The 21,464-nt window shown below is 50.4% G+C and carries 12 protein-coding genes; 9 read left to right on the top strand and 3 right to left on the bottom strand.

Annotated elements, in window-relative coordinates:
* Positions 1–62 precede the first annotated feature (62 nt).
* Both AR688_RS16280 and AR688_RS16275 read left to right on the top strand, forming a co-directional pair.
* A complete protein-coding gene (locus tag AR688_RS16280) occupies positions 63–1,565 on the top strand; it encodes a tryptophan halogenase family protein (protein WP_068236415.1) in 1,503 nt (500 codons plus the stop codon).
* Positions 1,537–3,039, top strand: a complete 1,503-nt coding sequence (locus AR688_RS16275) for a tryptophan halogenase family protein (RefSeq protein WP_068236412.1) — start codon at positions 1,537–1,539, stop codon at positions 3,037–3,039. Before AR688_RS16280 ends, AR688_RS16275 begins: the two co-directional genes overlap by 29 nt.
* 54 nt (positions 3,040–3,093) lie before the next feature.
* Here the strand turns inward: AR688_RS16275 and AR688_RS16270 are convergent, their stop codons facing one another.
* Complete coding sequence (locus AR688_RS16270; RefSeq protein WP_068236409.1) at positions 3,094–4,992, bottom strand: glycoside hydrolase family 13 protein; 1,899 nt, start codon at positions 4,990–4,992, stop codon at positions 3,094–3,096.
* A gap of 397 nt (positions 4,993–5,389) precedes the next feature.
* On the opposite strand from AR688_RS16270, the gene AR688_RS16265 reads away from it, so the two are divergent.
* Together AR688_RS16265 and pulA are read left to right on the top strand one after the other, a co-directional pair.
* Positions 5,390–8,278, top strand: a complete 2,889-nt coding sequence (locus tag AR688_RS16265) for a TonB-dependent receptor (RefSeq protein ID WP_068237248.1) — start codon at positions 5,390–5,392, stop codon at positions 8,276–8,278.
* Positions 8,279–8,299: 21 nt separating this feature from the next.
* Entirely contained in the window at positions 8,300–12,286 is a 3,987-nt protein-coding gene (gene pulA / locus AR688_RS16260) for a pullulanase-type alpha-1,6-glucosidase (protein ID WP_068236406.1), read from the top strand.
* 89 nt (positions 12,287–12,375) lie between these two features.
* Here the strand turns inward: pulA and AR688_RS16255 are convergent, their stop codons facing one another.
* Positions 12,376–13,101: a substrate-binding periplasmic protein gene (locus AR688_RS16255; protein WP_068236403.1), complete on the bottom strand. Its 726-nt coding sequence runs from the start codon at positions 13,099–13,101 to the stop codon at positions 12,376–12,378.
* Positions 13,102–13,357: 256 nt separating this feature from the next.
* Between AR688_RS16255 and AR688_RS16250 the strand changes: the two genes are divergently transcribed.
* From AR688_RS16250 to AR688_RS16235, 4 genes are all read left to right on the top strand, one after another.
* Positions 13,358–14,611 carry a DEAD/DEAH box helicase gene (locus tag AR688_RS16250; RefSeq protein ID WP_068236400.1) on the top strand — a complete coding sequence of 418 codons (1,254 nt, stop codon included), beginning with the start codon at positions 13,358–13,360 and terminating at the stop codon, positions 14,609–14,611.
* A 177-nt stretch (positions 14,612–14,788) separates the two neighbouring features.
* Positions 14,789–15,190 (top strand): hypothetical protein, encoded by a 402-nt coding sequence (locus AR688_RS16245; RefSeq protein ID WP_156420334.1) that lies wholly within the window; start codon positions 14,789–14,791, stop codon positions 15,188–15,190.
* Positions 15,183–16,361 carry a hypothetical protein gene (locus tag AR688_RS16240; protein WP_068236394.1) on the top strand — a complete coding sequence of 393 codons (1,179 nt, stop codon included), beginning with the start codon at positions 15,183–15,185 and terminating at the stop codon, positions 16,359–16,361. The genes AR688_RS16245 and AR688_RS16240 overlap by 8 nt, the downstream gene beginning before the upstream one ends.
* Before the next feature lie 4 nt (positions 16,362–16,365).
* Positions 16,366–18,792 (top strand): putative bifunctional diguanylate cyclase/phosphodiesterase, encoded by a 2,427-nt coding sequence (locus AR688_RS16235; RefSeq protein ID WP_082694818.1) that lies wholly within the window; start codon positions 16,366–16,368, stop codon positions 18,790–18,792.
* 15 nt (positions 18,793–18,807) lie between these two features.
* Here the strand turns inward: AR688_RS16235 and AR688_RS16230 are convergent, their stop codons facing one another.
* Positions 18,808–20,811, bottom strand: a complete 2,004-nt coding sequence (locus AR688_RS16230; RefSeq protein ID WP_068236387.1) for a PhoX family protein — start codon at positions 20,809–20,811, stop codon at positions 18,808–18,810.
* Between the two features lie 196 nt (positions 20,812–21,007).
* Here AR688_RS16230 and AR688_RS16225 point away from each other — a divergent pair, with 196 nt between their 5' ends.
* A complete protein-coding gene (locus AR688_RS16225) occupies positions 21,008–21,463 on the top strand; it encodes a GNAT family N-acetyltransferase (RefSeq protein ID WP_068236384.1) in 456 nt (151 codons plus the stop codon).
* Position 21,464 lies beyond the last annotated feature (1 nt).

Below are 21,464 nucleotides of genomic sequence, written 5' to 3'. Positions count from 1 at the left end.
CCTTAATATTGTCTGACATTACAAAGCCCCTGTTGTCTGGGGCTTTTTTATAGGGACAAAATATGCACCAGAATGGTATTCGTCATATAGTGATCGCAGGCGGCGGCAGTGCTGGCTGGATGGCAGCGTCAGCCCTTGCCAAAGTGTTTAAAGACAAGATCAGGTTAACTCTGGTTGAGTCTACTGATATTGGCACTGTCGGGGTAGGCGAAGCCACTATTCCACCCATTCAGAGTTTCAATCAGTTGCTAGGCATTGACGAGCGGTATTTTATTCAGCAGACGGATGCAACTATCAAGCTGGGTATTGAGTTTGCAGGCTGGGGGCAGGCGTCCAGCCAGTATATGCATGCTTTTGGTGATGTTGGCAGCAATGTTGGCTTAACCCATTTTATTAATTATTGGCTCAGGCAATCACCAAAAAACGCCTCAGACTATTGGCGCTATTCGTTAAATTTTCTGGCGGCAAAAGCGAATAAGTTTTCGCCTGCTAAAACATTGCCCGGAACCACTATTCCGGGGCTAAGTTATGCCTATCACTTTGACGCCTCTGCTTATGCCCGCGTACTGCGTGATTACGCGGTCAAGTTAGGCGTACACCGCATTGATGCGAAAATTTCCCGGGTTAATATCTGCCCGGCAAGCGGCAACATCCGCGATCTGATACTTGATGATAATCAGGTTGTGGCAGCCGACTTTTTTATCGACTGTAGCGGCTTTCGCGGCTTGTTGATTGAAGAGGCGCTTAATACAGGATACGAGAGCTGGCAGCATTGGCTACCGGCTGACAGTGCAATTGCAATACAAACCAGACAGGGTAATACCACACAACCTTACACACGTTCGATAGCGCACGCTGCGGGCTGGCAGTGGCATATACCGCTGCAAAGCCGCACAGGCAATGGCATGGTGTACAGTAGTACTTTTATGCAGCAGGAGCAGGCACTTGACACCTTGCTGCAACATTTACCTGAAGGCGAAAGGTCTGACCCCAAATTTTTGCGGTTTACCACAGGCCGACGTAAAAAACAGTGGCATAAAAACTGTCTGGCGTTGGGCTTGTCCAGCGGGTTTTTAGAGCCGCTGGAGTCTACCAGTTTGCATTTGATTCAATCGGGTATAGGGCGTTTTCTTAAATTATTTCCTCAAAACCCGGCAGATACCTGTCTGGCAGATGAATTTAACCGCCAGGCCGATGCAGAAATGGAAGCTATCCGCGACTTTATTATTCTGCACTATCATCTTAACCAGCGCAGTGAGCCGTTCTGGAAAAGGTGCCGGGAGATGGCAGTACCTGACACACTGACCGAACGGATTGCGCTCTTTGCTGACTCAGGCCGGGTTTTTCGCCGCAGTGATGAGCTGTTCTCAGAAATGGGCTGGTATCAGGTGTTATTGGGGCAGGGTATTATGCCGCACAGTTACAGCCCGTTAGCCAATACGTTGCCTGAGGCAGAATGCAGTGATTTTATGAGTAATATCAGTGCTGTATTCTCAGGTTATGTTAGTCAATTACCCACACAGGAAAGCTATCTGCATGGTATCAGCGCTAAAAAAAATGAATAAAGTCGTGATTGTAGGCGGCGGTTCAGCCGGTTGGATAACGGCTTGTTTGTTAAGAAAACAACTTGCAGCTGATATCACCATAGAGCTAGTCGGCGCACCCGAAATAGCCACTATCGGCGTGGGTGAGGGCTCAACGCCACAACTGCGTGGGTTATTTAATACCTTAGGTATCCCTGAAGCAGAGTGGATGAGTGCCTGCAATGCCACTTACAAACTGGGTATTGAGTTTACTGGCTGGACAGACACAGCGGGATACAGCCGTTATTTTCATCCCTTTGTCGCCCAGACAGATTTACACACCCAGGATGTGTTTATTCATAGTTGTTATTACCGTCGGCTGGGGCTGGATGTCGATGCAAACCCGGATCACTATTTCCTTAATGCTGCCCTGGCACAGCAAGGCCGCCAGCCTTTAGCTGATGCGTCTTTCCCGTTTAGTGTGGAGTATGGCTACCATTTCGACTCCACGTTATTAGGCCAGTTTCTGGCAACTTATGCTAAAAGCCAGGGGGTAACTTACCGCGAGTTTAGTGTTAGTGACGTTGTTATAGCTGAAGATGGCTCTATCAATGCCCTAGTGTCGGCGCAACATGGTGTGCTTGAAGCAGACTTTTTTGTCGACTGTACCGGCTTTTCTGCCCGCTTAATCAGCCAGGCACTAGGGGTTAAGTTTATAAGTTACAGCGCAAACTTGTTTAATGATGCTGCCGTGGTTATGCAAACGCCTTGTCTGCCTGATGAAAAACTGATGACGCAATCCACCGCACTGCGTAATGGCTGGGCATGGCGTATTCCACTGACCAGTCGTGTTGGTAATGGCTATGTATACAGCTCGAAATACTGTAGCGCTGAACAGGCAGAACAGGAACTAAGAGCACACCTTGGCGTTGATGACAGTGTTGCGGCAAGACATTTGAAAATGAAAGTTGGCAGGCTGGAACAGCACTGGTACAAAAACTGCCTGGCGGTGGGGTTGTCGCAGGGCTTTATTGAGCCGCTGGAGGCAACGGCTTTGCATCTGGTACAAACCACCGTAGAGATGTTTGCGGATTGTTTGGTCAAAGGCAATTACAGTGACGCCCTGCAGCCAGAGTTTAATCAGCGCATTAACAGCCGCTTTGAGGGCATACGCGATTATATTGTCGGGCATTATCGTTTAAATAACAGAACTGATAGCCAATACTGGCGTGATAATGCCGCCAATGAAGACTTACCGCTGCACTTGAAAGGCTTAACCCGGGCCTGGCTAAGCAGGGAGGATATTGGCCCTTACCTGACAGCCAATAAGCTGGACAGTTACTACAGTATCAACTCATGGCACTGTTTATTTTCTGGCTACGGTATTTACCCGTCTCAATTAGTGCCGGCAGATAGCACCAAACCTGAGGTTCAGTCGTTTTTACGCCGTATTGATGACGTTGGCCACTTTAACCGCATGTGCAGCCAGCACTATCCGTTAAATAAACAGCGCTAAAACAGATAGTTGTGTTAGCAACAGCCACCCTCGCAGGTGGCTGTTGTTTTTCGGTTACTGCGCCAGCAGCACCGCGCCCCATTTTGCAGGTATGGTCAGGCGGATTTTATCGCCGTTTACCGTTACAGGCAGTTGGTCAATCTGCTCCTGCCAGTTTAGCTGGTCGCGGTTTAGTGTCACTTGCTGCGGTTTATCGCTGTTATTCAGAATAATTCGTACCCGTTGCTGCTGATAACGGCGCTCAAAGCCATACAGCGCTTTGTCGTTATCGGTAAGCAGGGTACTGAAATCACCCAGTTGTAATGCCGGCAGACGGTTACGTAACTGAATCATCTTGCGGTAATGCTGTTGCAGCGTTTTATTCACGGTAACCTTGTCAGCCGGGCGTTTGCTGCCGTCCGGGTTGGTTACTTCGTCTTCATAGTTAATATCGTTCCAGATCATCGGTTTGCGATCATCCGGGTCATTGGCGCCCCACATGCCTACTTCATCACCGTAATACACCATAGGCGCGCCGACGTAGGTCATCTGAAAAATAACAAACAGCTTTTGCAGGCGTAGTTCTTCTGCATTGGGTTTACGTACTTTGTAATCCGGGTTACTGCCAACCTGTGATAACTGAAAGTAGTCGCCCCAGTCCCGGAAGTTACCAATGCCGCGGTTAACAATGTGCGAGCCAATCCGGTTGGAGTCATGGCTGCCAAACAGGTTTTGCGTTACATACGCCACGCCTTTAGGATACAAACCGCGCATCTCACGCAGCTTGGCATCAAACTCTGTGGCGCTGATGTTATGTGGCGGCGGGTTAAACATAAACTCAGCGGCGGTAAAGGCGAAGTTGTAGTTCATTTCGCCATCAAATTCATCACCTTGCAGGTAGGGTTTTACCAGTTCCGGCGCCATAACAATCTCTGCGGTGATATAGGCCTCTGGGTTAAGGGTTTTTACATGGCCGCGCCAGTCTTTCCAGAAACCGTGCGCCACACAAAAGGCTACATCCAGCCGCCAGCCATCGATACCATATTCTGCACCTTTGCCTTTGGGGTTCATCCAGCGCTCGGTAGCGGCAAATACATAATCGCGCGGGCCCTGCACCAGGCCGTTTTTATCTTCTTTAAATTCAGGCAGCGATGGCACACCAAACCAGCCTTCATAGCTAAATTCAGTGCCGGCTTTTTCGTCTTTAAAGCTGTTTACGGTAAACCAATCTTTATAAGGCGAGTTTTGCTGATGCTGCTTCAGGTGTTGAAAAGCAAAACTGTTGGCACCCATATGGTTAAATACGCCGTCAAAAATGACTCTGATGCCGCGCTGTTTGGCCTGTTTAATCAGTTCCAATGCCAGTTCGTCGGCTTTGGTCCATACCCAGCTAGAAGGATCCAGCGGGTTTTCTTTCGCCATTAGCGCGCGGTCGCCGTCCGGGTCCGGGCCAAAGTTAGGGTCGATATGGTGAAAGCTGGCGCCGTCGTATTTATGCAGCGAAGGCGCATCAAATACTGGGTTCAGGTAAATGGCGTTAAAGCCCATATCTTTAATGTAATCAAGCTTGCTGATCACCCCTTGCAAGTCACCGCCATAGCGGCGGCGCAGCAGATGTTTCCACAGCTCCGGTTCGCCATTGGCAACTTCGTAAGGTTGTAACTTATACCAGTCGCTGCCCCAGGGGTGAACCTGCCACACCTTAGGTTCTTCTACCGGATCTGCACCGGCAATGTCGACGACTGTAGGGTTATTCGACGAGTCGCCATCGCGGAAGCGCTCAGGAAATACCTGATACCAGACCGCACTTTTAGCCCAGCCGGGCACAAATTCGCCCTGTTCATTCAGGGCAATCGGGCCCTTCGGTGCGGCATCTGAAGTTTGCGGACAAAAAGCCGCTGCCGCAGTGGCATAAAACAGTGTACCTGCCGCCAGCATGCCGGCCATTACCGGTGTCAGTTTAATATTGAGCATGTTGTCTCTCTTTTATGTGGCAGGTGGCCTGCCGGGTGCCTGTTAATTTGTCTTATGGGGCAATTATCCAGCTGTTCAATGTGTAAACGTTTAGCTGGCGGCATACAACTTTATGCATACGTATTCGTGCACCAAAGCTGTGCTTTCGTGGTTTTGCCTGCACATCGATAGTGCCCTGTGTGGTGTTTTATATACCAGTTTGGTGCGGCTGCGGGAACAGCATTAGCCTTTTTGCACCGTGATGGACGACTGAATACGTATTCATATTGCGGGTTACTGTTTAACGGTTAATAAATAAACACTGAAACAACAGGCTGCAGGTTTTCATGCCGGTCGCATGGAGCGCGCAACCCTTTATAAAAATAAACGCTATAAAAATAAAACGGGGATACAGGGCATGAATAACTTCAAGCTTAGTCTGCTCACATTTGCTATGGCAGGGGTGGGGAGTCTGGCGTGTTCTGCTGTAGCACAAACAGCAGATCAGGCGCAGCAATCAGCAAATCAACAGGCAACGTTGCAAAACAGTACTCAGCCAGCACCGGAAGATGCGGTTGAGGTTATTCAGGTGCGTGGCTTTGCCAGCAGCCTGTTCCGTTCACTGGATGCCAAACGTTTTGGCGATACCGTGTCAGAAACTATCTCAGCCGATGATTTAGGCGCATTGCCGGATGTGTCGATGGCCGATGCACTGACCCGCTTGCCGGGTATTTCAGCGGTGCGTACCGGGGGCCAGGCAGCAGAGATTAATATTCGCGGTATGTCGGGTGGTTTTGTGTTTTCTACCCTGAATGGCCGCGAGCAGGTGTCCACCAGTGGCAAACGTAATATCGAGTTTGATCAGTATCCGTCTGAACTGATTAATTCAGCGGCGGTGTATAAATCGCCGAAAGCCTCTTTGATTGAAGGCGGTGTGGCCGGTACGGTGGAGCTGCAAACCGCCAGCCCGCTGCGCAATGAAAAACAACATACTTTTACCGTAAATGCCCGTGGCATGTATAACGATCGTGCCAACGAAGTGCCGGACGGCGTCGATTTTGGCCACCGTTTCAGTATGTCGTATCAGGGTAAATTTCTGGGCGACACGCTGGGTTTTGCTGCCGGTTATGCCCGGCTGTACCAGCCCAGTGTAGCCACACAGTTTGCCGGTCTGGCCTATAACGGCCAGAAAGACACCAACGATGATGGCGTAAATGAATATATCAGCGAAGGGTTTGAGCTGCAGCACCGCGGCGGTGAAGAAACCCGCGATGGCTATATGGCCGCGCTGGAATGGACACCACATGATGCCTTTACGCTAAAAGCGGATGCGTTTTTATCGAAGTTTGAAAAAGAAGCCTTTGCCCGTGGTTTTCGCGTTAAGTTTGGCGGCCCGACAGCGGCGTTGGGCAACCCGGTATTAAACGGCAGTTCGGTTATTGGCGGCACCTTTAACCGCACCTCCAGCAGCTTTACCCGGGTTGAGCTGGTTAACGATGACAACCGCGATAGCGATGAAGTACGCAGCTTTGGTATTAATGCCGACTGGGATGTTACCGATACAGTAAACCTGTCAGTTGACGTTTCGCACTCCAGCGCTAAAAGCGATTTTCGCAATGGTTTGTTGTGGGGCCTGGTAGCCGAAGATGCCAACGCAGAAGTGCCGGAGCTGGATACCAACGTGTCAATTTCTTACCTGTTAAATGGCCTTAACCTGCCAAGCGTGGGCTTTAACCAGGCGGCTGCGTTTTCTGACATTGACAAGGTAATGGTAAGCAAATACGGCATTTACCCGTATGTGAACGAAGATGAAGTCACCGCTTACCGCTTTGATGCCAACTGGGTGCTGGATATGCCGGTTATTGCCTCGCTGGAAGCCGGCGTGCGTTACTCAGAGCGCACCTACAAAAATGACCGCTCGGTATTTGAATATGGTAGCGACGGTGCCTTTTTAGCGTCGCAGCCACCGCTGCGTTTAACAGCCGATATGGTTGAGGTGGTGAATTTTAAAGGTGATTTTGCTACTTACCCCAGTTACCTGGCGGTTGATCTGGATAAAGCCCTCAATGCCTGGTTCCCGCAAGGGATACCGCAGCCGGTACAAACCTGGGGCACCGGTAATGCCGGTATCCTGCCGTCGCAGCAAGTGGCTAATGGCCCCGATACGGGTTGGACCATGCTGGAAAGCGGCGAAGTATACGAAGATGTACTGGCTGGTTATGTGATGGCGAACCTGGATGCGGAAATTTTTGGCATTGGGCTAAGCGGTAATATTGGTGTGCGTGTAGTGCAAACCGACCAAAGCGCTACCGACTTAGCCGATGTAAATGGTGACCCGCTGCGCGGTGCGCAAAATATTACCGATGACGCCGGCCTGGTAAACACCCGCTATGCGCCCGGCGTGCTGGGCGAAAAATACACCGATGTGTTGCCGCAGCTTAACCTGAACTTTGCCATTACCGACAACTCACAAATTCGTTTTGCCGCTGCCAAAGTGATGTCACGCCCGCCGATTAACCGGTTGGCGTCTAACACCTCTATTACCATCAGCGATGATGGTGAGATCAATGGTAACAGTTCCAACAGCCCGTTTTTACGGCCGTTTGAGGCGACCCAGTACGATTTGTCGTATGAATACTATATTCCATCCGGTGCCATCGCTTTTGCGTTGTTTTACAAGGACATTAAGTCATTTGTAAACGATTTCACCATTCAGGAGTTTGATTTCGCCGCTGCAGGTTTTGCTGTACCAGACGTTATTGTTGACGAAGATGGCATTCCGCGTGAAACCTTTAACGGCGCTTTCTCTACTGCTGTAAATAACGGCGAGGGCGGTTATATCCGTGGCGCCGAACTGGCCTTTACCAAGGTGTTCGACTTTCTGCCAGAGCTGTGGTCTGGCCTTGGCGTACAGGGCAGTTACTCCTACACCGAAAGCGAAGTCAGCCTGATTAACAGCCTGGGTGGCGCCGCGATAGAAACCACCTTTGAAGGTCTGTCGCAGGATGTATTCAGCGGCACGGTATTCTGGAACTATCAGGGCTTTGACGCCCGGGTCAGCGCCCGCTACCGCTCGCCTTTTGTGTCGTCTCAGGTAGGTATAGATGAGCAAATCACCAACTTTGACAGTGAAACGGTGATCGATATGCAAACGTCATACGACATTAACGACAATTTCAAGGTGTTGTTCCAGGTGAATAACCTGACCGACGAGCCGACAAAAAGCTACTTCGGTGACAAAGCGCAAACCGGCACTATCCAGTTTTTTGGCCGCCAGTTCTACCTTGGCGCGGTGTACACCTTTTAACCGGATTTTGGAGCAATAATAATGACTACAACAATAAAACTGCTAAAGCTCAGCGCGCTGGCGCTGGCTGCTCATATGCTGGCCGCCTGTGGCGGCGGTGATTCAACTAAACCCGGTGAAGTATTACTAACCTGCAATGTGCCGCAAATTCCCGATGCTGCTGGCACAGCCTGTATTGATCCACCACCGATCAAATGTAAAAAGCCGTCATTTCCCAGTGCCAATAATGAGTCCTGTATTATTGGTTATGACCCTGACGCCCCGGATCCTGTAGTAATGGCAGGTGCAAATCAGGCGGTGCTGTATTACAAACGCTCTGATGGTAATTATACTGACTGGATTTTACACACCTGGAATAATGAAAGCTGCGATGCCTATGAGGCATCTTCTGTAGCGCCGTCGTGGGAAGGCGGTCTGGTGCACAACGGTGTAGATGTTAACTATGGTGCTTATTGGGTACTTAATATAAAACCGGGTTATGCCGGTACCGAGGGCGCCTGCGGTAACTTTATTGTGCACAAGGGTGATGAAAAAGATTTAAGCGACGCCGACATGAAAATGCCGCTGACGCAACAGCAGCCAGAAGGTGAACCAGACTTCTCCCGTATGAACTGGACCTTTTCCGCTAAGCCTGATGTGTACCAGTACCCGGTGGTGTCTTTAGGTGTCAGCATTGCCGGTGCGGCAGCACACTGGATAGATCAGCATACTTTTGTCTGGAGCTCAGCGATAGCTGCAACAGCGGCTGAGGTAAAACTGCACCACGCTGCAGATGCCAGCCTGGAAGTAGACTTTGATGAAAAAATACCCGGTAGCGCCTTGTCGTTAACGCCGGTACCTTTAACTGACGAGCAAAAAGCATTAGTGCCGCATCTGGCAGAGCAAAGTGCATTTAGCCTTGACCTTGGTGCTGATGAAACCAAAGCTATGCTGAAAAACCAGCTGGTGCTGGCGGCTTACGACAGTGAAAACGTGCTGCTGGATGCCACCTGGGTGCAGGCAGCAAAAGTACTGGATGATTTATACACTAAAGCGGATAACGACGCCGATGAAGCCAGCTTAGGGGTGATCTACGAGGGCGGTAATATTACCGCTAAAGTGTGGGCTCCAACTGCGCGCAGTGTTAACCTGAAAGTATACGATGCCACCAAAACCCTTACTGCTACTCATGCGATGACAGCCGATAGCGAAACAGGTATCTGGAGCTATGCTGGCAGTAGTGCGCTGGATCGTCAGTTTTACCGCTATGAGGTCACGGTTTATCATCCGCAAACCCGTAAGGTAGAAACAACCGAAGCTACCGATCCGTATTCGGTTAGTGTATCTACCAACGGCCGTTACAGTCAGTTTGTTAACCTGGACGACGACGACTTAAAGCCAACCGGCTGGGATGACCGCACGGTTCCTACTGTTGCCAAACCAGAAGATATTGTGATTTATGAAGGCCATGTACGCGATTTTTCAATCCGTGATCAAAGTGTCACTGCGGCTAACCGTGGTAAGTATCTGGCTTTTACCGAAACAAACTCTGAACCGGTAAAACACTTAAAATCATTAGCGGATAATGGCTTAACACACTTCCACATACTGCCGTTAAACGATCAGGCCAATATTAATGAAGATGCCAGCCGCCGTATTGAGCTAACTGACACCGTTGGCCGTTTATGTCAGTTAAACGCTGCTGCGCCGGTATGCGGTAATACCAGCGCCGATGAGAGTTTACTGTCGGTATTGGAGAGCTATTCACCTTTTGGCGAGAAAGCACAGGAACTGGTACAGGCCATTCGCGGTATTGATGGTTTTAACTGGGGTTATGATCCACAGCACTTTATTGCCCCGGAGGGCAGCTATGCTTCTAACCCGGATGGCGTGGCGCGTGTTACCGAAGTGCGGGCGATGAACAAAGCCTTAAACGATCTTGGCCTGCGTACCGTGCTGGATGTGGTGTACAACCATACCAGTACTTCCGGCGTGAGCACCAACTCAGTGTTCGACAAAATAGTGCCCGGTTACTATCACCGCTATAACCCAGTTAGCGGCGCCATGGAGCGTTCAACCTGCTGCGAGAACACCGCGACTGAGCATCGAATGTTCGAAAAATTTATGCAGGATTCAATGGTGATTCTGGCACGGGATTTTGGCTTTAACGACTTCCGTTATGACGTAATGGGCCACCACCCGAAAGATAGCATTCTGGCGACCCGTGACATAGTACGCAGCGTGGCACCTGATGTGTACTTTTACGGTGAAGGCTGGAACTTTGGCGAAGTAGCCAACAACCGCTTGTTTGTACAAGCTAAGCAACAGGATATGGCAGGCTCAGGCGTCGGCACCTTTAACGACAGGCTACGTGATGAAGTACGTGATGCCGTACTGTTTAGCAATGCAGCAACAGAGGAGAACCTGCGTAAACAGGATCTTATCCGCATTGGTCTGGCCGGTACGTTAAAAGACTATGTGTTACAAAGTTATCAGGGCATCGCAGCTCCGGCATCCAGTTATAACTGGGATGGTCAGGCGGCAGGCTATGCCGAAAAACCAGCCGATATTATTAACTACGTATCCAAACACGATAACGAAACCCTGTGGGATCAGTTGCAGTATGGTTTAGCCGCAAGTGTTAGCATCGACGAGCGGGTGCGGGTACATAATATCGCTATTGCCATCCCGCTGATGAGTCAGGGTATTCCATTCTTGCAAATGGGTGATGATTTCCTGCGTTCAAAATCAATGGACCGTGATAGCTACGACTCCGGCGACTGGTTTAACTTTGTTGATTTCAGCATGCAAACCAACAATTTTGCGATTGGTTTACCACCACTTGAAAAGAACGAAGCTAACTGGCAGCGCATCAGCAATATACTGACTAACCCGAATGCCAAACCGGCAGCAGAGGATATCCGTTTTGCCAGCGATGTATTTAAAGAGTTTTTAAGTATCCGTACTGGTAGTAACTTGTTCCGGCTGGTTAGCGCTGATGATGTTATAGCCCGGGTAGGTTTTCATAATATCGGTAAAAGCCAAACGCAGGGTTTAATAGTGATGAGCATTGACGACGGCGCGGGTTTAACCGATCTGGATCCAATGCTGGATGCCTTAGTTGTGGTTATTAACGGCACGCCCGAAGAGCAATCGCATACCGTGCGCACGGCAGCAGGTTTTGACTTACACCCCATCCAGCAGGCTTCTGCAGATACCCGGGTGCACACCGCAAGTTTTAGCCAGGGGGCAGATGAGGGCACCTTTACCGTACCGGCACAAACCATGGCGGTATTTGTAAAACAACAGCAAGGCGCACAGGGTACAGGCCTGGCTGCCGATGCCACCACGGGCGCACCGGATATTCCACCCTACGAAGCCACCACCATCTATGTTCGCGGTGGTATGAATGGTTGGGGTGAAGTAGATGCCTTTAACTACGAAGGTGACGGTATCTATATGGCAACCATTGATATTGCCGCTGGCAGCTACGAGTTTAAACTGGCCTCCGGGGATTGGTCGACAGTAGATTTTGGCGCCGGCGTAGATGGCCAGAGCGTAACGCTGGGGCAGGCAAAAACGTTGAATCGCGGTGGGGCTAATTTGCAGATTACTATCGCAAATACTGCAACCTATGTGTTTGTAGTGGATGCCACTAATAAAGATGCGCCGGTATTAACCGTGCAGGAGTTACCGCCTTATGGTGTGGGGGTTACGGTGTACCTCAAAGGCGATATGAACACACCGACGTGGTCAAATAACGACCCTATGACCTATATAGGCAGTGATGTTTACAGTATCGATGTGACACTGAATGCGATAAAAACCTACGAGTTTAAGTTTGCTGATGCGAACTGGGCTGCGGTGAACTACGGTGCGCAAAATGGTGCTTTTGTTCTGGGGCAGGGCAAAACACTTGAATCCAACGGCGGCAACCTATCGCTGGATGTAACCGAAGTGGGCACTTACCGCTTTAGCGTAAATGCCACAAATTCGGAGGCACCGGTAATGACTATTACTAAACTTTAACGGTGTTTTACCCCGGCTTTAGCCGGGTTCCCCTGGTGTTTAGCCGCAGCTTGCTGCGGCTTTTTTATGCGCTTGCAAGCATAACCGCTTTATTGATCCGCCTGCTGAAAGTACTTGAGCTGCAGCTGCCGGTATTGCGGGCTTTGCTGAAATGCCAGCAAGGCCTGATTAAAACGCTGCACCAGCCAGGTGTCACGCCCCAGCAGGTGATAGCTATTAATGCCAAACAGCGGCAGTTGCTGCAGGCGGGTATCGCCGGGGGCGGTTTGCTGGTAGTAGTATGCAAAAATATTTTTATCCATTACCAGTACATCAACCCGATTTTTTAGCAGCATAGCCGGTAGCTGTTGTTGATCGACTACTTCCTGATAACTGGCAAAGCGGGGGATCAGCTGCGCGTAGTCTTGCGGTAAAAACAGGTGCGCATTCTGAAATGCTAATACTCGCTTACCGGCTAAATCGGCCAGCGTATTGACCGGAGGCTGCAGATCTGTGCGGGTAATCAGCACATTTTCGTAATGAGTATAAGGCAGCGTTGCGCTAAAGCCATCCGGCACAGTGCGCTGTAGCGAAACAAAATCGGCCTGGCCTTGCTTAAACAACTCCAGTAACCGGCCATTAGGTGTATGCAGAAATACGGCGCAGCGGTGCATTTTTTGGCTAACCTGTTGCAATAACTCCAACTCATAGCCGGTTTGTGTTGCTACCTCGATATAAGGCGGTTTGTTTACGCCAACTAAAAATGTCAGTTCAGGCCATTGGCATGACAGTGCCGGGCAGCAGTAGAGCAGAATAACTGTTGTCCATAACCTCATGCCTTCTCCGGCGTTGCAAGTGTTAAACCCACAGGTTTAGCACCTGACATTTGTTAACTATTATATAGTCAGCTTAACCAAGCTATACCGGTTGCGCCAGTGGCAAAACCGGAACAGCTAGTTGTCGCTACGGCAAATGAATAACGGATACTCCTCGCGCTGGCAGGGCTTTTGCTGTAAGCTGCGCGCCCCTCCGTTTGGGAGGCAACTGCAGCTGCGGCAGACTTTTTTCGCAGCATTAACTGCGGGATATCGCATGCAATTTACTGATTTAAACCTGTCGGCAGCGCTGCTTAAAGCCATTGCCGACAAGGGCTATACCACTCCTTCTCCTATTCAGCTGCAGGCTATTCCTGCGGTGCTTGGCGGCCGTGACCTAATGGCTGCGGCACAAACCGGTACCGGTAAAACCGCCGGTTTTACCCTGCCATTGCTGCAATTACTGACCGACGGCCCTAAAGTGCAACCTAACCAGGTGCGGGCACTTATTTTAACGCCAACGCGCGAACTGGCAGCCCAGGTAGCAGAAAGCGTAGCGGTGTATGGCAAGTACCTGCCACTGCGCAGCACTGTGGTATTTGGTGGGGTAAAAATTAACCCGCAAATGATGGCGCTGCGCCGCGGCGTAGATATTCTGGTGGCGACACCTGGCCGTCTGCTGGATTTATATCAGCAAAATGCCGTGCGTTTTACCCAACTGGAAGTGCTGGTACTGGACGAGGCCGACCGCATGCTGGACATGGGCTTTATTAATGACATCAAAAAAGTGCTGGCGCTGCTGCCAAAAAAACGCCAGAACCTGCTGTTCTCAGCTACCTTTTCGGATGATATCCGTAAACTGGCCAAAGGCCTGGTAAATGACCCGCTGGAGGTTTCTGTCAGCCCGGCTAATACCACTGCCGAGCGGGTTGAACAGGTTATTTACCCGGTAGATAAAAACCGTAAAGCGGCTTTAGTCACCAAGCTGATTAACGACAATAACTGGCAGCAAGTACTTATTTTTACTAAAACCAAGCATATGGCGAATAAACTCAGCCTGCATCTGGAAAACGCCGGTATTAATGCTGCGCCTATTCATGGCAATAAAAGCCAGAATGCCCGCACCAAAGCATTAGCCGATTTTAAAAAGGGCGAGATCCGCGCTTTGGTGGCGACCGATATTGCGGCCCGTGGCCTGGACATTGACCAGCTACCACAGGTTGTTAACTTTGAACTGCCTAATGTTGCTGAAGATTATGTGCACCGTATTGGCCGCACGGGCCGTGCCGGTGCCGCAGGCCATGCTGTATCGCTGGTATGCGCGGATGAAAGCAAGGAGCTGGCCGGTATTGAGCGTTTAATTAAGCAGGAGTTACCGCGCCAGGTGCTGGAAGGTTTTGCGCCGGTAAATGCATTGCCGCAGTCTAAACTTAATGCCAAGCCTTATTCGCCAAAGAAACCTAAAGCGCCCAGGCCAGAGCACCGCGATGGCCAGCGCCCACCAGCCCGGCCAGCCAACAGAGCAAAATAATACTAAACAGTTACATTTTGCCCGCGGCAAGGTGTAACCTGCTGTGCTAGAATGATATTTCCCTGAGTGCTTGTTATTTTAACCGGCACTTTTCTATTAAAAGCAGATTGCAGTGATCAGAGCATATACCCGGTTTATAGCTATTTTCAGTGTGGTTAGGCAATGAGGTGGTTGGCCTTGTTGGCAATAGTATTGTCGTGTTGCGCCTTTAAAAGTGCAGCCGCAAGTACTGTCGTGGTCAATAACAGTGTGGCACTGGATAAACTGACCCAGGCACAACTGCGCAGTATTTTTACCATGCGGCAAATTCAATGGCCGGATGGCTCTCCTATTTATGTTGTGGTGTTACCTGACAACAGCCCTGAGCATCAACGTTTTAGCCGTGAACAGCTGCGGCTGTTTCCATATCAGCTAGCAAATATCTGGGACAGACAAAGTTTTTCCGGCACCGCCAGCCGGCCACAACTAGCTGCAGATCAAGCACATATGCTGCAGTTATTACGCACTACGCCTGGCAGTATTGGCTATGTTGAGCAGTATCAGGCCGACCCGGCAGTAAAGGAGGTGCGCATTGAATAATACCGCTAACGCCGTAGCAGCAGCTTTGCTTGCCTTGTGGTTTTCACCGGCATCAGCTGCCGATATTGATTGGAACGGCTTTATTGCCCAGGGCCTTATTAAGGCGCCAGGCAGTGGGTTTGTGAATAACAGTGGTGATACATCCGCTGAGTTGACCGAGCTTGGCCTGAATAGCCGCTTACGTGTTGCACCTGCCTGGCATATCTCCGGGCAAGTGGTCTATCTGGATGGTGGTAACCGCTATCCGTCTGGCCTGCGGCTGGACTATTTGTTTCTGGACTGGTATTTCCATAATAGTGCCGACCTGCAGGCAAACCTGTATCTGGGGCGGATAAAGAACCAGCATTGGCTGTATTCCAGCACCCGTGATGTGCCTTTTACCCGGCCTTCTATTGTGTTGCCGCAGTCAGTATATTTTGATGCCTTTCGCGATATTGCAGTAGGCAGTGACGGTGTGGCGTTGCAAGCGCGGCATTACAATAGCCTGGGCGATTTCACCTTTAACTGGAGTATCGGCACAACGCCGGTATCAACGCAGCAAAGTGAGCTGTTGCTGGGTAATGCGATTAGCGGCAAGCTGAAAATGGATTTTGACCATCAGGCCAGCCTTTACTGGCAGCCAGATCTTAGCCGTTTTAGTTTTGGCATGGTGTTGCTGGATTCTAAGTTCAGCTACCGCGCCAGTGAAACCGAGCCTTTCTTTGCGTCAGACTTTAGCGTAAGCCGGGTGATGCTGAATATGCGCTATCAACTGGAGAAATGGGAGTTCTCCAGCGAAATACAACAAGAGCGGTTGCAGGTTGACGGTTTTTTCTCACCAGTATTCCGCCAGGACCAACTGGGGCAAGGCGGCTATATCATGGCACAGTACCGCCAGTCACCGCAGTTGCGCTGGTTTGCCATGCTGGATTATTCCGTGGCAAATAAAGACGACCGGCGTGGGCAACAGTTAAGTGAAAATAGCGGTGGCACTGTACCGGCCTATTTTGGCTATCAGCAATCGGTGGCAGGTGGGCTAAGTTATGATATTAGCCGCAGCTTAAGGCTAAGTGCAGAAATTCACTGGGTTGAGGGCGCTGGCCGGTTATCGCCGGTGATATTGCCTGATGTGGTTACAAACCGGCATAAATACTGGCAGCTGTATGCTTTACAGCTGACGTACAGGTTCTGATCCGATGCGTTACATGAGCCTGTCATGGAAGATACTGCTGTTGATGCTAAGCATGTTGCTACTGTTACTGGCCTGGTTTACCAGCTTGTCGCTGCTGCATATGAATGATCAGTTTAACCGGCAGCAGGCGCTGCGTAAGGTGCAGGGCCAGCAGTATTTTCAGCTGTATAACCGCTCGGTAGACCAGCAATTATTAACCTGGATGCAAAGCTTTGCCGAGTTACAGCAGGTAACCGGCCGTGACAGCTTCGCGCCATTTGCGGCTATGTTGCCAGGCCAGATTGAGTCACTACAGCTTAACTTTGCGCTACGCCAACTGGTGTTGTTTGGCCCTGCACAACAGGTGTTGTATCAAAGCAGTCCGCAGTTATCTGAACACAGCGATGATATTTTACAACAGACTTTGCTCCAGCAAAGCCCGCAAGCTATGATCCGCTGTGACGAACAATGCTACAAGCTACTGACCTTGCCATTGCTAAATGCCGATGGTGAGGTGGCAGTAGTGCTAATGGTTACCGAGCTGACAGAGGTGCTGTTTAACCTGCACCAGACACTGGGTACTGAAGTGGCTTTGCTCAGTTACCAGCCCGGCCAGACCATAAGGCAGCAATTCCGCCTGCTGCAGGCATCTAACCGGCAGCTGATACGCACGCTATATCAGCAGTTGCCAGATGATGTTGAAGTAGGCTCAGTACGTAGCGACGGCATTATTATTGCGGTAGGTGATTTAAGTTATTACCTGCATTTAATCCCGCTGGACCCTGACAACGCTATGTCGTATCAACTGCTAATGGTTGAGGATGTCAGCAGCGCGATGCAGGATAAAAAGCGCTATCAGCAGCAAATTTTATCGGTGGCGGCGGGATGCTTTTTTGCTGTGCTGGTACTGATTTTATTTATTACCCGCCGTATCAGCAGCCGTATTTTACAGCTGGCAAGTGCTTTACCCTTGCTAGCCCAGCGGCGGTATCACGAATTTCGCCATGCCAGCCAATTGCCCGTAGGGTTGCTACAGGATGAGCTGAGTACGTTTAGCCAGTCTGTGCTTAACCTGAGCTATGAGCTGGAACATCTGGATCAGCGGCTGGCCGACAAAACCACGGCACTGCAACAGGTTGCCATGTTTGATCCGCTTACCGGTTTGGCTAACCGCAACCTGCTACAACAACAACTGCGGGTGGCACTGGCCGGTTTGCCGTTGCAGAGCGGTTATGTTGGTTTGCTGTTTCTGGATCTGGATAAATTTAAAACCATTAACAATAGCCGTAGCCACGCTACCGGTGACTTATTGTTAATTGAAACCGCACAGCGGCTGCAAAGCCTGTGCGTCAATGGTGAAGTGGTATGCCGTTTTGGTGGCGATGAGTTTGCGCTGGTTATGCCGCATATTAGTGATCCGCAACAGGCCGAGCTTATGGCCTGGCGGGTGCTGGCGGTGTTTGATCAGCCGTTTTTACAAGGGCAGGGCGCGGTGTCGCTTAGTGCCAGTATTGGTATTAGCTTTACTGCCGAACCTGAGCTGGCAGAGGAAGAATTAATTCGCCGGGCTGACCTGGCGATGTATCAGGCTAAAAGTAATGGCCGCAATTGCTACTATGTATTTAATGAGCAAATGTCGAGCGATCTGGCTAACCGGCTGCTGCTTGAGGCTGAACTGCGCCAGGCCATAACTCTGCAGCAGTTTTCGTTAAGCCTGCAGCCAAAAGTAAATTTACGCAACGGCCAACTGGCCGGTTTTGAGGCTTTGCTGCGCTGGCATCATCCGGTACGTGGCCAGGTAGCGCCGGATGAGTTTATCAGTGTGCTGGAGCAAGCGCAGCTAATTGTAGATGTGGGTTACTGGGTGTTTGAACGTTGCTGCCAGCTAAGCAATGAACTGGCTGACATGGGGCTGCCGCATGTGGTTATTGCGCTTAACCTGTCTGCTGATCAGTTTTTGCAGCCAGGGTTACCAGAGCGGTTTCGCCAGTTAATGCGGCAATATAACGTTAGCGGGCAGCAGTTTGAGCTGGAACTGACCGAAAGTACCTTAGTTAGCCATGTCAGCCAGACGCTGGATATTATGCATCAGCTAAAAGCGCTGGGGTTTAGTTTTGCTATCGACGATTTTGGTACGGGTTATTCATCGTTGAATTACCTCAAACGTATGCCGGTAGACACTATTAAAATTGATAAGAGTTTTGTGCTGGGTATGCTGGATAACCCGTCAGACTATCAGATTATTGCGTCTACCATTGCCATGGTGCAAAAGCTGGGCCTGCAGGTAGTGGCAGAAGGCGTGGAAAACTACCAGCAACTGCAGCTATTGCAGCAGCATCACTGTGATTTGGTGCAGGGTTTTTACTTCTCAAGGCCGCTTTCACAGGCGCAGCTCAAAGCGTTTGTCCAAGAGGTTACACAACATAAATGGCCAGCGCAGTTACTGCGCTGACCGTGTAATGCCACATTAACTGCCTATTGTGCCGCCATCGTCTTTAGTAATAATAACGGTAGCCGAGCGTGGCCGGCTGCTGCCGCCATCTGGCCAGTGGCTGGTAAATTCACCCGGAGCTGAACGATCGCCGGGGTGCTGAATATTCACAAACATGGTTTTCAAATCCGGTGTCATAGTCACGCCGGTAACTTCACAGTCTGTCGGGCCAACTAGAAAGCGTTTTACTTCGCGGGTAACCGGATCGGCGGCCAGCATCTGGTTATTGCCGTAAGGGCCTTCACCTTGCTGGGAACCGCTCATATCGGTTTGGATCCACAGGACGCCGTTAGGATCGAACCACAAGCCATCCGGGCTGGCCAGATGGTTGTCTGCAGTAAGCTCCAGTTCGGTATCTGGCGTTTGGGTGCCTACATCGCCGGCCAGCAGGAAAATATCCCAGTCAAAAGCCGTAGCTGCCTGCGTTTCGCGCTCATTCCAGCGGATAATGTGGCCGGTGGCATTGTTAGCCCGTGGGTTAGCCGCGTCGACCTGCTCATCAGTGCGGCGGGTATTGTTGGTCAGGGTAAAATATACTTCGCCGGTTTCTGGGTGTACTGCGCCCCATTCTGGCCGGTCCATTTTGGTCGCGCCGGCAATATCAGCAGCCAGGCGGGTATTTAGCAGCACATCAGCCTGATCGGCAAAAGTAACGCCGGCGGCTGTGGCTTTAGTAATAAAGTCAGCGTTGTTGACATCCAGTGGCAACCATTCACCGCTGCCATCTTCATTAAAACGGGCTACATATAAAATACCGTCATTAAGTAAATGGCCACCGGCGGTGTTTTTGTAATAAGGCGCTGTAGAGACAAATTTGTAGATATATTCAAAGGTAGAGTCGTCACCGGAGTAAACTACCACCGGCTGGCCTTCTTCCAGTTTGCCGAAAATTACACCTTCATGGCCAAAGCGACCCAGTGCAGTGCGTTTTTGCGGTGCGCTGTCGGGGTTAAACGGATCTATTTCTACTATCCAGCCAAAAGTGTTTGGCTCATTGCGGTAATCGTCTTTCGCTTCAGCACCGATGGTGCTGGCATTGAAACGCTGATACACATCGGCCGCTGGCGTGGCAGTTTCCCAAAAATAACGACCATTAGATGACGACACGCCATAACGGCTATGTTCACGCGGCTGTTGGGCATCGGTATTAACAAAGTAACCAGCCCAGTTTTCTTCACAGGTTAAATAAGTGCCCCAGGGCGTAAAACCGTTGCCGCAGTTATTCAGTGTGCCGCGGGTGCGGCTGCCGTCGGGGCTGTATTTGGTTACCACTTTAGCACTGCCGCGCACCGGGCCTGCCAGTTCCATCGGGGTGGCACCGGTAATACGGCGGTTAAACGGGCTGTTATTTACCAATGCCCAGCTGCCATCAGCCTGCTGCTGAATATGTGCTACAGATACACCGTGAGCCGCCACTTCTTTACGCACTTCGTCGGCCAGCCGCGGTACTGTGGTAATGCCGTTGGTGTGGATCAGGTTGTTGTCGATATATTCATGGTTAAATACCAGCAAACCCTCTGTTGAGTTTTCGCCGGCGCTACGCTCATCAATAGGAAAGAAATGCATACCGTCATGGTGCATACCAACCTGTTGTTCCTGATCACTGCCACTGTTGCTGCCATCATCCAGATATTCCGGATAGCTGCCATTTAGCGGCGTACCCCAGGGCAAAAATGCCTGAGCACTATAACCTTGCGGTACGGTAATCGCATCAGCACGGCTGGTGGCAATAGCAGTAAAGCCCAGCAGTGGCACTGCGGTTTCCGGCGGCACTGCTACCGGGTCACCGTCATTGCTACTACAGCCTACCAGTGAGCCGCCAATAAAAGCGGCAACAGCAGCACCGACACTGCCTTTAAGAAATTTGCGTCGCGCCATACGGCTGTCAACAATGGCAGCAAAAGTAGGGTTAAGCGAAAAGTTAGTTTGCGGGTCAACGCCCGAGTTATCGATCGATACGACGGTTTTACTGTCTGACATTGTTGTAGGCTCCATAAATAAGCGCTTTAGAGGTTTGTGCTATTAAAGCCATGCTTAATGTCAGTGTTGTTACAGTTAAATAGCAGTTTTATGATGCTGTTATTACAAGGCGATGTCAGCGTTGTGGTTTCTGTGTGGGCGTAAGGCTTTTTCCTCTGGTATAGTACGGTTTTACGTCGTCAGGGAGCGGGAATAAATGCAGTGGCAGGTACTAACCTTCGGTGAATTGGACACATACACGCTATATAGCTTGTTGCAGTTAAGGGTAGATGTGTTTGTGGTAGAGCAAAATTGCCCTTACCCGGAGTTGGATGACAAAGACTTACATACGCAAACCCGCCACATTATTTTAAAAAAAGGCGATAAGGTAATAGCCTATTCACGGGTACTGGCGCCGGGCGTCAGTTTTGATGGGTTTCCGGGCATTGGCCGGGTATGCGTGTCACAAACGGCTCGCCGTTTAGGCTTGGGCCAGGTATTGGTAGAGAAAACTCTCAGCGTGGCAACAGAGTTGTGGCCGGATACCGATATTCATATCTCTGCCCAGTGTTACCTGCAACAGTTTTATCAGGACCTGGGCTTTAAACCGGCCAGTGAGCCTTACTTAGAAGACGATATTCCGCACCTGAAGATGATAAAGCCAGTACAGTAAT

Origin of the sequence: Rheinheimera sp. EpRS3 (assembly GCF_001513785.1) — a bacterium.
In the GTDB taxonomy this organism is placed as follows: Bacteria; Pseudomonadota; Gammaproteobacteria; order Enterobacterales; family Alteromonadaceae; genus Alishewanella.
Note: the sequence above shows the minus strand (reverse complement) of the source record. Positions and strands in the feature narration are given on the sequence as shown.